The sequence below is a fragment of the Neorhizobium sp. NPDC001467 genome, assembly GCF_050275975.1.
Classification (GTDB): domain Bacteria; phylum Pseudomonadota; class Alphaproteobacteria; order Rhizobiales; family Rhizobiaceae; genus Neorhizobium.
In genome coordinates, this window is sequence record NZ_JBNNPS010000011.1 from 53,160 (window position 1) to 67,317 (window position 14,158).

Genomic DNA, 14,158 nt, shown 5'->3' on the forward strand with positions numbered 1-14,158 from the left:
ATTCGTGCCCGACGATGCGCGCCACATAAAATCAAAAAGACGTCAAGTCAAGAAATGCGGCCATAAGGCGGCGATCTTAGTGAATAAAACGGTGGCTATTCACGCGGTTGTGCGGAGAAAGCCTTTGCGCGGCGGTCAATGGCTGCAGCCAGCGTCAGTTCATGAAGGTGGTCAACTTGAGGCCGGCATTGAGGAAATGGACCGGATTGACGGCCTCGCCATTGCGGCGAACCTCGTAGTGGACATGCGGTCCGGTGGCCCGCCCCGTCGCGCCCGCGCGGCCGACCGTGTCGCCGGCTGCCACCGTTTGGCCTTCGCGCACCAGAATGCGCGACATGTGTCCGTAACGGGTCGTGATGCCCTGGCCATGATCGATCTCGACAAGATTGCCGTAACCGGACGCCCAGCCGGCAGCAATCACTCGGCCAGCCCCGGTAGCCTTCACCGGGAGCCCGGTTTCCGCCTGGAAATCGATGCCGCCGTGAAAAGCGAGGCGACCAAGGAAGGGATCAGGGCGATTGCCAAATCGACTGGTTACGCCCTGTCCGGGTGCGGGGTTGCCGTAGGGCAGAGCAAGAGCGGTTTCGCGTACGGTTTCGAGCCGGCTGAGCGCAAGGTCGAGCTCGTCGAGCGAGGCGTTGAAACGATCAAGCTTCATCGGCTCGACAAACGGACCACCCACGCCGCCGGCAATCTCCCCGGTCTTGAGCGCGCCTGTCCGCAGTTCGCCGTTCTCGAGCACGCCCGATTTCGGGACCTCTGCCTTCGGAGCGGCGGTGTCGGGTATGACGGCTGGCAGCGACGGCCTTTCAAGGGGCTGGGGCAGCGTACGCGTATCGGCGATCTCTACGCCCGTGCGGCGCATGATGTCGGCCATCGTCTCGGCTTTGGTCGAGGCATCGGCGGTCAGGCTTTCGATCGTCTTCAACTGATCGGTCTCGATGCCTTTCAGCGACAGCGTGACCTTGGAGAATATGCGATCGGCGCGGTCTGCAATGTTTTCGCCCGCGGCGGCATAGGCGAGTGCCGGTCCGCGCGCTGCGACCGACGATGTCGTCAAGCCGGCTTGGGTGTCGCGGGCATCGATCAGGTCTTCGTCCTGCGACGATGCGGGAGCGGCGGAAATGCCGGCGTCCTGCGCCCGTTCGAGCAGGGAGCCGAGCTTGCCGCTGCGCGAAAACAGCGCGGTCTGCTGGCGCAGCAGTTTTTCCACTTTCTGTTCGACAAGCTGCTGGTCGAGAAGCTGGCGCGACGTCACCCGGTCGAGCTGGGCGCGCAGCGAAGAGATGCGGTCTTCGTAGTCGTGCTGGATCCTCGCCTGTCGCGCCATTGTCGCGCCGATCAGGTCGTCACGCAGCACGAGATAGGAGGTGGCCGCGAGATAGCCGATCGCGAAAGTTCCGGTGACTGCAATGGCCATGCCCGTCATCCACGGACGGATCACCATGTGACGGACCCGCTCGCCGGACGCCAGGATCAGAACGTGCTGCGTCGCGCGCTTTCCAAACACTCTGTTCTCACCTGTGTCGGCCACGGTCGTCTCCCAAACAGCGACTCGTTTAACGGCCGCTCGGCATGGGACGATTACACGATGTTAGGGTTAATGAATGCTTTACAGTAGGGGTGGCGGTTTAACCTGGAACTATTGGCATCAAAAGCCAACTCATTGTCCGGTTTTTCCTATTAGGATTGGCTTGTGGACGTAAGGGAGCGATAGAAGGACGGGGTGAGACCGGCTTCCGCACGAGCGACGTCATTGAAGGGCGGCTTCAGTGCGCCGCGAAAATTGGCCCGTACCAGGTCCTTGAATGTTGCAGCCGGATCCTTGCGTTCACGCGCGCAAAGGAAACGGAACCATTTTGCCCCGATCGCGACGTGACCTTTCTCGTCGTTATAGATGACATCGAGAACGGCGGCGGTGTCGTGATCGCCAGTCTCTCGCATCTTTGCCTGTAGCGAGGGCGTCACGTCCAGTCCGCGAGCCTCCAGGATGAGCGGCACGACCGCAAGTCGGGCAGTCAGATCGTTGCGGGTCGAATGAGCCGCCTGCCACAACCCGTCATGCGCCGGCATGTCGCCGTAATCGGCGCCGAGATCGTTGAGGCGGGATCTCACCATGCGAAAATGCTTGGCTTCCTCAAAAGCAACCTGCATCCAGCCGTCAAAGAACGAATTCGGCACAGGTTCACTGGCGAAGCGTGCGACGATATCGAGTGCCAAATCGACGGCGTTGAGCTCGATATGAGCGACGGAATGCAGGAGCGCGATGCGGCCGTTGAGCGTATGCAGTGAGCGCTTCTCAACGGCGCGCGGCGGCACGAGCTGAGGCTTTTCGGGTCGGCCGGGGCGCAGTGGCAAGGGCGGATCGAGGGGAGAGCGCAGCGACAGGCGACGTTCGAACCAGCGCGTCGCCGTTTCCTGCGCCAGAAGCGTCTTGCGGTCGAGATCAGCCGAAAGGATTGCCTCGGTGGCGCCGCCGCGCAAGGAACGAGGCTTGAGATCCAGGGCCGCTTGGTCACTGTTCGTCGATGTCATCATGACACTCCGGTCCGATCAGCCCTACGTTGCGGAACAGGCTTGTGCGGAGGCAAGCACTTCTTCTGCGTGACCCTTGACCTTCACCTTTGGCCATACCTGGCGCAGGATACCATCTGGGCCGATCAGAAAGGTGGAGCGCTCGACGCCCATATATGTCCGACCATACATGCTTTTTTCCCGCCAAACGCCATAGGCATTTGCCACGGCCTGGTCGGTATCTGACGCAAGAATCAGCGAAAGCGAATGTTTTGCGATAAACTTTTCGTGCTTGGCAACGGTATCGGGTGAAATACCGATGATGACCGCTCCCATTTCCTCGAATGCCGGGGCGAGCGCTGTAAAATCAAGCGCTTCCGTGGTGCAGCCGGGCGTATCGTCCTTCGGATAGAAGTAGAGGACAACGATCTTTCCCGCCAGTTCACTGAGCGAAACCATGCCGCCGCCGTCCCGCGGGAGGGTAAATTCCGGGGCTTTGGCTCCTGTCGACAGGTCCGGCATGATTTTCCTTTCTTTCGCCCCCTGGAGGGGTGATTGTTGCCGCATTCGATATATATTGGCCGCGTCTACGTCCAACAGGGGTCTGGGCGCATTTTCGATTCGTTCCGGAGCATTATGGCGGAGATACGTGGAGAAAGGGTGCGTTTCGGTCGCAAGGATGTCGTTGCCTTGCACGAACTGCCCTCGGCCCAGGTGGATGACCCGATCATCGTACAATGCCCGCCGCCGCAACGCAGGCGGGCACGTCGGCTGACGCGGTTCTGTCTGTCTTTCATGCTCTTCGTCGCCGTCGCGATCGCGTTGGCGCTGGCAGCCATCGAGACCGGCACGATCGACGGCGCGCTTTCGACCCAGGCACGCTCGGCGCTGAACGGTGCCATCGGGCCGCGATATCAGGCGACCGTGGGCTCGACGGCGATCCGTATCGATCACACCTGGCGGATTGCGCTCGAAGCGCGCGATGTCGATCTCGTCGAGGTCGCCACGGGCAAGCACCTGACCAGGCTTGGTGCCATGCGCATGGCCGTCGATCCACTGGCATTGTTGTCGGGAACGCTGACGGTGCGGCATATGGAGGCAGAAAACATCAGCCTCGATACCGCCGTCCTGCCGGCGGGCGATCCGCTCGATCCGGCAAATATCCGGGTCGATGATCTGCCGCCCGCACTGGAACAGGTTTTCCAGCGGCTTGATGAAGCACGCGGCCTGATCGAGCGCACCGGCACCGGTTCCATGACGATTTCAGGGTTCGAAGTGCGCTTTCCGCCGGCGCGTGATGGCGAGATTTCCGTTCTGAAGGTGGAAACGCTTCAGCTGACCCGCACACCGGACGGGCTGGTGCGCGTAGCCGGCGCCCTCGAGCTCGACGGGCGCGTCGCGCAGCTGGATATCAAGGCGACCGCCGTCAATAACGTGACGACCGGCCTGCAGGGTCGGGTGAGTGGTGTCGAAGTCACGCCGTTCCTGCTCCAGCATGCTCCCGACGGCAGCCCACGCGAGGGCCTCGAAGGCTCGCTCGACCTCGATATTTCAGCCACGCGGCAGACCGCGACCACCGCGCAGGGGATCAAGGCGACAGTGCAGGGACGGCCCGGCATGTTCTATTTCGACGGCGTCGGCCAGGCGTTGTCGGGCGCCCAAATCAATATCGCCTACAATTTCGAACGCCAGTCGATCGAGATCCTGCCTTCCGAGGCGCGTCTGGGACCGACCGTGCTGCCGATCAGCGGCGCGGTCATCGATCTCGATCGCCTCAATCCGCAGGACACGCGGCCGGGCGTGGGGCTCGATCTTCTGGTCAGCGGCGCGCGCACCCAGTCGGAAAATTCGGGCGAGGACCAGGTCAGGTTCGACCTCAAGGCGGGCGGTCGCTATCTTTCCGGCGAACGGGAATTGCAGATCGATCAGTTGCAGGTCAGCAGTCCCATGGGTCAGATGGCAGGATCGCTGAAACTCAGTCTGCACGGGCAGGTTTCTCCGGAAATCAGTTTCGGCGCGCAATTGCCGCAGATGAAGGTGGCCGCCGTCAAGCAGCTGTGGCCTTACTGGATGGCGCGCAAGCCGCGCGACTGGGTGATGGCCAACATGTTCGGCGGCGACATAACCAACGGTTCGATTGCTGTCTTCATTCCGGCGGGCCGCATGAAGGGGCCGGGCATTCCGCTCAATCTCGACGACGACGAATTGCAGATCAGTTTCGACGTGGCCGGAAACCGTCTGGTTCTGCCGGGCGACATTCCGCCGCTAGAGGACCTGACCGGTCATTTCGACCTCAAGGGCGGCAAGCTCGGCGTCGCGATCGCCAAGGCGAATGCCAGCTTCGCTTCCGGCCGGACTGTCGACGTATCAGGCGGGACATTTGCGATTGGCGATACCTATGCCAAGCCGCTGATGGCCGACCTCGACATCAATGTCGCCGGCAAGGCGGATGCGCTTGCCGAACTGGCGAGTGCCCGTCCGGTCAACGGATTGCGCGGTACGGGACTGGAGGTCGGTGACTTTTCCGGCAATGCCAAGGCAAATGTGCGGGCGCGCTTCGGCCTGATTGCCGACCAGGATCCGCCGAAGCCGGATTTCAGGGCGCAGGTGGCGCTTATCGATGTTGATCTGGCCAAACCGATGGAAGGCCATCGGATCACCGGCGTCGACGGCAAGCTGGATATCGACGCCAAGGCGGCCCGTTTGCAGGCGAAGGGTGAGATCGATACGGTGCCGGCCGAGATCGCGCTGGTGGAGCCGATCGACAAGGAAAACCCGGTCGCACGCGAACGGCTGATTACCGCTTCCTTGAGCAATGCCCAGCGGGAGAAGCTGGCGCCAGGTCTGTCAGAAATCATCGACGGACCGATTGCGGTGGAACTGTCGCGGATCGACGACAAGCGCCAGGGGGTGAAACTCGATCTCGGCCGTGCGTCCCTTTCGGTTCCGTATGTCGGGTGGACGAAGGGTGGCGGCATTCCTGCCAAGGCGTCGTTCGAACTGTCGCAGACGGATGGCCGCACGAATATCGAAAAATTCGTTCTGGACGGCGAGGGTTTCGGCGCGAAGGGTGATATAAGCCTGTCCGGCGGGGCGCTGGCCGCAGCCAGTTTTTCCAGCATGAAATTGTCTCCCTCCGACAGTTTCGCGGTCAATCTGAAACAGAGCAAGGGCGTTTACGACATCACTGTCAGCGGTGAGACGGTCGATCTGCGACCGATCATCAGCCGTATGCGCAGCGCCGGTTCAGGAAGCAGCGGGGATGCGACCGGCGGTACAACAGTCAGGCTCAAGCTTTCGCGACTGATCGGCTTCAACGACGAGGCCATCCGCAATGTCGCCATGCAGTTCAGCATTCGCAAAGGCGATATCGAGCGGCTCGAACTGACCGGTGTGACCAATAATGGACAGGCGGTGGTCGGCGAAACTCAGAGCGGCAATGGTCGCGACATCATCTCGCTGACAAGCGGTGATGCCGGGTCGCTTGCCCGGTTTGCCGATCTTTATTCGCACATGCGTGGCGGATTGCTGAACATCAAGTTCGACAGTCGCGGCGAAAGCGAATGGTATGGCACGGTCGACGTGCGCAATTTCAACGTCGTCAACGAACAGCGTCTGCAGTCCATGGTGACGACACCCAGCGGCGAGGGCGGCCGCAGCCTCAATTCGGCGGTAAAGGGCAATGTCGATATCAGCTCGTCGAAATTTCAGCGCGGTTTCGCTCGCCTGATGTATCGCAACGGTTCGATGTCGCTGGATAACGGGCTGGTACGCGGCGAAAATATCGGCGCGACCTTCCAGGGAATGGTGAAGGACGCCAACGGCAACATGGACATGACCGGCACCTTCATGCCGGCCTACGGGCTCAACCGCCTGTTCGGCGAACTGCCGCTGTTCGGCGCTATTCTCGGCAACGGACGCGACCGCGGTCTGCTGGGCATCACCTTCAAGCTGACCGGCAAGTTTTCAAAGCCTGACCTGACGGTCAATCCGTTGTCGATCATCGCGCCGGGCGTGTTCCGCCAGATTTTCGAGTTCCAGTAAGGTCAAAACACAAAAAAGGCCGCGTGGAGCGGCCTTTTGCATAACGGTGTCGCGGATATCTCAGAGCGGGCGGATAAGAATGTGCTTCTTCTTGCCGAGCGACAGCTTGACCACGCCGTCGCCGGTGACATCGCCCGTGCCGATGATCCTGCGCTCATCGGCTATTGCTGCATCGTTGATGCGCACTGCGCCGCCCTGGACGTGACGGCGGGCTTCGCCGTTCGAGGCTGCAAGACCGGCCCGGACGATGAGCGCCAGGAGGCCGATGCCGGCACCGAGTTCGTCGCTGGCCACCTCGATCGACGGCAGATTGTCGGACAGCGCGCCTTCCTCGAACGTCTTGCGAGCGGTTTCCGCGGCTTCTTCCGCTGCGGCCCGGCCGTGCAGGATGGCGGTCACTTCGGTCGCGAGAATTTTCTTGGCCTCGTTGATCTCCGAGCCACCGAGCTGGGCCAGCTTCTCGATCTCTGCCATCGGCAGCGTCGTGAACAGTTTTGCGAAGCGGATGACGTCGGCATCCTCGGTGTTGCGCCAGTATTGCCAGAAATCGTAGACCGGCAGCAGGTCCTTGTTGAGCCATACGGCGCCAGAGGCCGACTTGCCCATCTTGGCACCGGAAGATGTCGTCAAAAGCGGTGAGGTCAGCGCGTAAAGTTGCGGCGTGCCCATGCGATGCCCCAGGTCGATACCGTTGATGATGTTGCCCCACTGGTCGGAACCGCCCATCTGCAGGCGGCAGCCGGTGCGCCGGTTCAGTTCGACATAATCATAGGCCTGGAGGATCATGTAGTTGAATTCGAGGAAGGACAACGACTGTTCGCGATCCAGGCGCGTCTTGACGCTGTCGAAGGACAGCATGCGGTTGACCGAGAAGTGGCGGCCGACATCGCGCAGGAATTCGAGGTAGTTAATGCCCCGCAGCCAGTCGGCATTGTTGATCATCAGCGCGGGGTTTACCGGCCGGTCGTAATCGAGGTAGTTGGCGAAGACATGCTTGAGCGAGGTGATGTTGTCTTCGATCATGTCGACGGTCATCAACTTGCGGGCTTCCTCCTTGAACGAGGGATCGCCGACCATGCCGGTGCCGCCGCCCATCAACGAGATGGGCTGGTGACCGGTTGCCTGCAGCCAATGCAACATCATGATCTGGGTCAGATGGCCGACATGCAGACTGGAGGCTGTCGGGTCATAGCCGATATAGGCGGTCACGGTTTCCTTGGCGAACAGTTCGTCGAGACCTGCCTCGTCGGAGATCTGGTGAATGAAGCCGCGCTCATCGAGCGTGCGAAGGAAATCGGATTTGAACCTGGACATCTCTTTACTCTGCGTGGATGTGTTTCATCTGCAAGAGGGCACCTAGCACCGTTTTTTAGGATAATCACTTCAAAAGTGATTCTGGATGACATCAATGACTGAGATGAAAACCGCGATCGGCCTGATGAGCGGCACGTCCATGGACGGTATCGATGTGGCGCTCCTGCGCACCGACGGCGAAAACCGTGTGGAGCGTGGTCCGAGTTACTACGTACCCTACGATCCCCATTTGCGTGAGCGGTGGAAAGCGGCGCTGGAGGTGGCAAAGGCCATCACCGAGCGGACGCAGCGTCCCGGCGATCTTGGCATGACTGAAAGGGTGTTGACGCTTTGCCATGCGGCTGCGGTCAAATCGTTTCTGGCCCGAAACAGCCTGCGTCCGGCGGAGATCGATCTCATCGGTTTCCACGGCCAGACGGTGTTGCACAGGCCGGACGAGGGGCTAACGGTGCAGATCGGCGATGGCCCATTGCTGGCCCGGGAAACCGGCATCGACGTCGTCTACGACATGCGGGCCAATGACATGACATTCGGCGGGCAGGGGGCGCCGCTCGTCCCCGTCTACCATGCGGCCCTTTCGGAAAATCTGCCCGCCGATTGCGTCGCGCCGGTCGTGTTCGTCAATATCGGCGGTATCTCCAACCTGACCTTTGTCGGCCGCGACGGCATGCTCTCGGCCTTCGATAGCGGGCCGGGCAACATGCTGATCGACCAGTGGGTGGAGGCGCATGGTGGCGGCAGCTACGACAAGGGCGGCCGTATCGCTGCGACGGGCATGGTCGTTCCCGCTCTGGCGGATCGTTATCTGGCAAGCCCGTTCTTTTCCGCCAATGTGCGCCGATCGCTTGACCGCGGCGATTTTCTGCCGCCAGCCCTCGGCGAGGTGTCGCTCGCCGATGGCGCGCGCACGCTGACCCATGTGACGGCCGCCGCAATTCTGAAGTCCGCCTCGTTCTTGCCTGAGCAGCCCAAGACCTATGTCGTGTGCGGTGGCGGACGCCTGAACGATGTCATCATGCGGGAATTCGCCGATCTTGCAGCCAAACAGGGCGCAACCGTGATCGCGGCGGAGCAGGCCGGTTTCGATGGCGGATCGATGGAGGCTGAAGCCTGGGCCTATCTGGCAGTTCGCGCCGTGCGTGGGCTGCCGTTGACGTTCCCCGGCACGACAGGCGTGGCAAAGCCGGTCAGTGGCGGCACATGGGCTTCCGGCAAATCGTGAGACACTTTAACATTTTGTTTTCACTGCGACCCTACAGTTCACCGCAATATGTTCACGGCGTTGCCGTCCATCTCACTTGATTGATCCTTCATGTCTGCTGCCGCGATATTTCTGGTGGTGAATTTTGTCATCGGCCTGTGCTTCAGCGCCGTGTTCGCGGTCGTATCCCGGTACAGCCGCTGGCGTTCGGCTGCCATGCTGTTTTCCGCCGGCCTGCTTGTCGCATCGCTGACCATGCTCGCCGAACTGGCCGTCGCTTATGCGGATGATCCGCGACCATGGTCGATCGCCGTCTTCGCGACCGTGCTGGCCGGACTTGTGCTGCTGCATTGGGGCGTTGCAATTCTTTACGATCGCCGTTTTCCAAGGTGGTTTGCCGTCGCAATATCAATCGCCGGCATGGCAGCCTATCTCGTTGTCCGCGACCTGCCACGGTCGTGGTGGGGTTACGGGCTGATGTATCAAGGTCCCTACGCGCTGGTCACTCTTTCCGCGGCGATCACCGTCTTCCTGTCTGAGCGCCGCACCGCGATAGATAGGACGCTAGGCGTCGTTCTCGCACTGAGCGGAGCGCATTTTCTTCTGAAAGCGGCACTCGCGGCCATCATGGGGCCGGGCGATAGGCCGAACGCCTATATATCGACCAGCTACGCCGTCATGTCGCAAAGCATCACTGCCGTGCTGATCGTTGCCGTCGGGCTGATGCTGCTTGCCGTGTTGACGCTGGATATCATGGCCGTCGAACGCGGCCGCGCCGAGCGTGACAGCTTGTCGGGCCTTGCCAACCGGCGAGGTTTTGAAAAAGCGGCCAAACTGTCGATAAACAGATCGGTCGGACGCCAGCATTCCATCATTCTATGCGATCTTGATCGCTTCAAGGCCATCAACGATACCTATGGGCATCACGCCGGCGACATGGTGATCAGCGCCTTCGGCACGATGATCGGAGCGCAAGGTGGCGCATCCGCCGTTGTCGGCCGTATCGGCGGCGAGGAATTCGCCGTCTTCCTTCCCGACACCGCACCGGCAATCGCGCTGGCCGTGGCCGAAACGTTGAGAGCGGGGGCCAGAAAGATGATGGTTCCCGGCCTTCCCGGTGGCTTTGTGGTCACCGCCAGTTTCGGCGTGGCGGCCTTGCCGGCCAGCGGCGATCTGGAATCCGCGCTGCGGGCTGCCGATACCGCGCTATACGCCGCGAAACGCGATGGCCGTGATCGTGTGCACCAGGCGCTCGACTTGGCTGCCTAATCGTCTTCCGTGGTGTGCCGCTTTCTCAAGAACGGCAAACGCAAACGGCCGCCCCGAAGGCGGCCGTGCGTGTTTCTAACGAAGTTGCCGTGGTTCAGCGAATGCGTTTGGCGGCCGGTTCCGGCACCAGTTCACCATTGAGGCGGCGGTCGAGATAATCCTCGCATTCACCCATCAGGGTTTCCACCTGGCCGTTGAAGAAGTGGTTTGCACCTTCGACAGTCTTGTGGGTGATGAGAATGCCCTTCTGGGTCTTCAGCTTTTCGACCAGACCGTTGACATCCTTTTCCGGCGCGACCTTGTCCGAATCGCCATTGATGATGAGACCAGACGAGGGGCAGGGTGCCAGGAAAGAGAAGTCGTAGATGTTGGGCTGCGGCGCAATCGACATGAAGCCTTCGATTTCCGGGCGACGCATCAGGAGCTGCATGCCGATCCAGGCGCCGAAGGAATAACCCGCGACCCAACAGCTTTTCGAATCGGGATGCAGGCTCTGCACCCAGTCGAGCGCGGAGGCTGCGTCCGAAAGTTCGCCGGCGCCGTGATCGAATTCACCCTGGCTGCGACCGATCGAGCGGAAGTTGAACCGGAGTGTCGTAAAACCGCGCTTCTGGAACATGTAGAAGAGCTGGTAGACGATCTGGTTGTTCATCGTGCCGCCGAACTGGGGGTGCGGGTGCAGGATGATCGCAATCGGCGCGCTCTTTTCCTTGGAAGGTTGGTAGCGGCCTTCCAGGCGGCCGGCAGGGCCGTTGAAAATGACTTCGGGCATCGGTACTCCGGTCAGTGTCGCAGGTTGTCAACTGTTTTAGCGTGCTTTGACTTGACGAAGCCGCTCAGCTTTTCTAGAAACAGTTTAGAACCATTCGAAAATGGGGCCTCCGTCGAGACGGCCCCGGTTGGGTGTCTCATACGGCAATGCCGGCGAAAATTTCAAGGAAAATGCGCCGTACACTGCCTATCTAGAAACTGAACCGCAGCGGGCAATGGCACGTCATGGCGCTTGATCGCACATATCTGGACTGGAACGCGACCGCGCCTTTGTGCGACGAGGCGCGTCTTGCCATGATGGATGCGCTGTCGCTGCCGGGCAATGCTTCCTCCGTGCATAAGGAAGGCCGTGCGGCGCGCGCGGCGCTGGAAAAGGCGCGCCGCTCTGTCGCATCGCTTGCGCGGGCCGAGCCGGCCCATGTGATTTTTACCAGTGGCGCCACCGAGGCCGCCAATCACGTTCTCACCCCGGATTTCAGGATGGGCCGCGCGCCGCTGACGATCGGCGCGCTCTACGTCTCGGCGATCGAGCACCCGGCCGTCCGTGAGGGCGGACGCTTTGCTGCCGACAAGGTGCGCGAGATACCGGTGACCGGCAGCGGCATCGTCGATCTGGCGGCGTTGCAGGCGATGCTCTGCGCCCATGATCATGAAACCGGTCTCCCGATGGTGGCCGTCATGCTGGTGAACAACGAGACCGGTATCGTGCAGCCGGTGGCCGACGTCGCGAAACTGGCGCATGCGCATGGCGGCCTCATGGTCGTCGATGCCGTCCAGGCGGCGGGGCGTTTGCCGCTCGACATCGACGCGCTGGATACGGATTTCCTGATCCTCTCGTCGCACAAGATTGGCGGGCCGAAGGGTGTCGGTGCATTGGTGACCCGGGGCGAAGTGCTGATGCCGAAACCGCTGATCCGCGGCGGTGGGCAGGAAAAGGGCCACCGGTCCGGCACCGAGAACTTTTTTGCGATCGTCGGTTTCGGGGCCGCCGCCCAGATTGCGCTTGAGGAACTGGGTGAGCGCAGCAGCCGGATATCCGCGCTGCGCGCCAGGCTGGAGGCAGGGATGCGCGCGGCTGCGCCCGACGTTATCGTTCACGGCAGCGATGTGGAGCGGGTGGCCAATACCTGCTTTTTCACCCTGCCGGAGTTGAAATCGGAAACAGGCCAGATCGGTTTCGACCTTGAAGGCATCGCGCTTTCGGCCGGATCGGCATGTTCATCCGGGCGCGTCGGTGAAAGCCATGTGCTGACCGCGATGGGGCGAGATCCGAAGCTGGGTGGACTGCGCATGTCGCTCGGGCCCACCACGACCGAGGCCGATATCGAACGTGCCATCGCCGCATTTGCCAAGGTGGCGGGCCGGCGGCGGCTTCCAGGCAAGGCAGCATAGGCCGAGCATGGGTCCTCGCCGAGAAGGCGATGCGTCAGTTTAGAATGATTTGCGGAAACGCGAATTTTGCACTTGCCAGGAGGTGTTAAAACCGCCTTCTGGCGCCTACATGAGGGCGGAGTTCCGCCAGATAAAGACAAGCTGCCGGACCCTTTATTCCGGCCAGATTTGGAGAATGTGATGCCTGCCGTTCAGGAAACAATCGATCAGGTCCGCGGGATCGATATCGACCAGTACAAATACGGTTTCGAAACGATCATCGAAGTCGACAAGGCACCCAAGGGCCTGTCTGAAGACATTATCCGTTTCATCTCCGCCAAGAAGCAGGAGCCGGACTGGATGCTCGAATGGCGTCTCGACGCCTATCGCCGCTGGCTGACCATGGAAGAGCCCACATGGGCGCGCGTCGATTATCCGAAGATCGACTTCAACGATCTCTACTACTACGCCGCGCCGAAGAACATCACCGGTCCGGTGTCGCTCGACGAGGTCGATCCGGAGCTGCTGCGCACCTATGAAAAGCTTGGCATTCCGCTGCGCGAACAGGAGCTTCTTGCCGGCGTGCAGAAATCCAAGGTGGCCGTCGATGCCGTGTTCGATTCGGTCTCGGTCGTGACCACGTTCAAGAAGGAGCTCGAAAAGGCCGGCGTGATCTTCATGTCGATCTCGGAAGCCATCCGCGAGCATCCCGAGCTGATCAAGAAATACCTTGGCTCCGTCGTATCCACGACCGACAATTTCTACGCGACCCTGAATGCTGCCGTGTTCACCGACGGTTCGTTCGTGTTCGTGCCGAAGGGCGTTCGCTGCCCGATGGAACTGTCCACCTATTTCCGCATCAACGAGAAGAACACCGGCCAGTTCGAGCGCACGCTGATCATTGCCGAGGAAGGCGCCTACGTCTCCTATCTGGAAGGCTGCACCGCACCGCAGCGCGACGAAAACCAGCTGCACGCGGCGGTCGTCGAGCTCGTGGCTCTGGACGATGCCGAAATCAAGTATTCGACCGTTCAGAACTGGTTCCCGGGCGACAAGGAAGGCAAGGGCGGCATTTACAATTTCGTCACCAAGCGCGGCGATTGCCGTGGCGACCGTTCCAAGATTTCCTGGACACAGGTGGAAACCGGTTCGGCGATCACCTGGAAATACCCGTCCTGCATCCTGCGCGGTGACGAGAGCCGCGGCGAGTTCTACTCGATCGCCGTTTCCAACGGCCACCAGCAGATCGACAGTGGCACCAAGATGATCCATCTCGGCAAGAACACGTCGAGCCGTATCGTGTCCAAGGGTATCGCTGCCGGCGTTTCGCAGAACACCTATCGTGGCCAGGTTTCAGCCCACCGCAAGGCGAGCAATGCCCGCAACTTCACCCAGTGCGACTCGCTGCTGATCGGCGATCGTTGTGGCGCGCACACCGTGCCCTATATCGAAGCGAAGAACTCGTCTGCGCAGTTCGAACACGAGGCAACCACCTCGAAGATCTCCGAAGATCAGTTGTTCTACTGCCTGCAGCGCGGCATTCCGACGGAAGAGGCGATCGCGCTGATCGTCAATGGTTTCGTCAAGGAAGTCATTCAGGAACTGCCGATGGAATTTGCGGTGGAAGCGCAGAAGCTGATCGGCATCTCGCTCGAGGGTAGTGTGGGGTAACGA

Annotated in this window: 10 protein-coding genes; 5 read left to right on the plus strand and 5 right to left on the minus strand. The window is 61.0% G+C overall.

The features are described from left to right. Window positions 1-154: 154 nt before the first annotated feature. The 3 genes from ACQKKX_RS18055 to bcp form a co-directional block, all read right to left on the minus strand. Complete coding sequence (locus ACQKKX_RS18055; protein ID WP_427572608.1) at window positions 155-1,534, minus strand: M23 family metallopeptidase; 1,380 nt, start codon at window positions 1,532-1,534, stop codon at window positions 155-157. Between the two features lie 149 nt (window positions 1,535-1,683). Next, window positions 1,684-2,535 carry a ferritin-like domain-containing protein gene (locus ACQKKX_RS18060; RefSeq protein ID WP_427572610.1) on the minus strand — a complete coding sequence of 284 codons (852 nt, stop codon included), beginning with the start codon at window positions 2,533-2,535 and terminating at the stop codon, window positions 1,684-1,686. 24 nt (window positions 2,536-2,559) lie between these two features. Beyond that, a complete protein-coding gene (gene bcp, locus ACQKKX_RS18065) occupies window positions 2,560-3,036 on the minus strand; it encodes a thioredoxin-dependent thiol peroxidase (protein WP_427572699.1) in 477 nt (158 codons plus the stop codon). 114 nt (window positions 3,037-3,150) lie between these two features. Here bcp and ACQKKX_RS18070 point away from each other — a divergent pair, with 114 nt between their 5' ends. Further along, window positions 3,151-6,558 (plus strand): DUF3971 domain-containing protein, encoded by a 3,408-nt coding sequence (locus ACQKKX_RS18070; protein WP_427572611.1) that lies wholly within the window; start codon window positions 3,151-3,153, stop codon window positions 6,556-6,558. Window positions 6,559-6,618: 60 nt separating this feature from the next. On the opposite strand, the gene tyrS is transcribed toward ACQKKX_RS18070, so the two are convergent. After that, window positions 6,619-7,872: a tyrosine--tRNA ligase gene (gene tyrS / locus ACQKKX_RS18075; RefSeq protein ID WP_427572613.1), complete on the minus strand. Its 1,254-nt coding sequence runs from the start codon at window positions 7,870-7,872 to the stop codon at window positions 6,619-6,621. Window positions 7,873-7,966: 94 nt separating this feature from the next. On the opposite strand from tyrS, the gene ACQKKX_RS18080 reads away from it, so the two are divergent. Both ACQKKX_RS18080 and ACQKKX_RS18085 read left to right on the plus strand, forming a co-directional pair. Continuing rightward, complete coding sequence (locus ACQKKX_RS18080) at window positions 7,967-9,094, plus strand: anhydro-N-acetylmuramic acid kinase (protein WP_427572615.1); 1,128 nt, start codon at window positions 7,967-7,969, stop codon at window positions 9,092-9,094. Between the two features lie 90 nt (window positions 9,095-9,184). Beyond that, window positions 9,185-10,342, plus strand: a complete 1,158-nt coding sequence (locus tag ACQKKX_RS18085; RefSeq protein ID WP_427572617.1) for a diguanylate cyclase — start codon at window positions 9,185-9,187, stop codon at window positions 10,340-10,342. Window positions 10,343-10,436: 94 nt separating this feature from the next. Here ACQKKX_RS18085 and ACQKKX_RS18090 read toward each other — a convergent pair whose 3' ends face one another. Continuing rightward, the gene (locus tag ACQKKX_RS18090) at window positions 10,437-11,114 is read right to left on the minus strand and encodes an alpha/beta hydrolase (RefSeq protein ID WP_427572618.1); all 678 of its coding nucleotides are present in this window, start codon (window positions 11,112-11,114) and stop codon (window positions 10,437-10,439) included. Window positions 11,115-11,338: 224 nt separating this feature from the next. Here ACQKKX_RS18090 and ACQKKX_RS18095 point away from each other — a divergent pair, with 224 nt between their 5' ends. Together ACQKKX_RS18095 and sufB are read left to right on the plus strand one after the other, a co-directional pair. Further along, entirely contained in the window at window positions 11,339-12,505 is a 1,167-nt protein-coding gene (locus ACQKKX_RS18095) for a cysteine desulfurase family protein (protein ID WP_427572619.1), read from the plus strand. A 180-nt stretch (window positions 12,506-12,685) separates the two neighbouring features. Then, window positions 12,686-14,155, plus strand: coding sequence for a Fe-S cluster assembly protein SufB (gene sufB, locus ACQKKX_RS18100; protein ID WP_427572620.1), 1,470 nt, complete (start codon window positions 12,686-12,688; stop codon window positions 14,153-14,155). Window positions 14,156-14,158: the final 3 nt, after the last annotated feature.

What these genes read in the sequence shown, in the direction of transcription:
- ACQKKX_RS18090 (WP_427572618.1), bottom strand. Translation starts at nt 11,114, where the DNA reads ATGCCCGAAGTCATTTTCAACGGCCCTGCCGGCCGCCTGGAAGGCCGC.
- ACQKKX_RS18060 (WP_427572610.1), bottom strand. Translation starts at nt 2,535, where the DNA reads ATGACATCGACGAACAGTGACCAAGCGGCCCTGGATCTCAAGCCTCGT.
- bcp (WP_427572699.1), bottom strand. Translation starts at nt 3,036, where the DNA reads ATGCCGGACCTGTCGACAGGAGCCAAAGCCCCGGAATTTACCCTCCCG.
- sufB (WP_427572620.1), top strand. Translation starts at nt 12,686, where the DNA reads ATGCCTGCCGTTCAGGAAACAATCGATCAGGTCCGCGGGATCGATATC.
- ACQKKX_RS18095 (WP_427572619.1), top strand. Translation starts at nt 11,339, where the DNA reads ATGGCGCTTGATCGCACATATCTGGACTGGAACGCGACCGCGCCTTTG.
- ACQKKX_RS18080 (WP_427572615.1), top strand. Translation starts at nt 7,967, where the DNA reads ATGACTGAGATGAAAACCGCGATCGGCCTGATGAGCGGCACGTCCATG.
- tyrS (WP_427572613.1), bottom strand. Translation starts at nt 7,872, where the DNA reads ATGTCCAGGTTCAAATCCGATTTCCTTCGCACGCTCGATGAGCGCGGC.
- ACQKKX_RS18085 (WP_427572617.1), top strand. Translation starts at nt 9,185, where the DNA reads ATGTCTGCTGCCGCGATATTTCTGGTGGTGAATTTTGTCATCGGCCTG.
- ACQKKX_RS18070 (WP_427572611.1), top strand. Translation starts at nt 3,151, where the DNA reads ATGGCGGAGATACGTGGAGAAAGGGTGCGTTTCGGTCGCAAGGATGTC.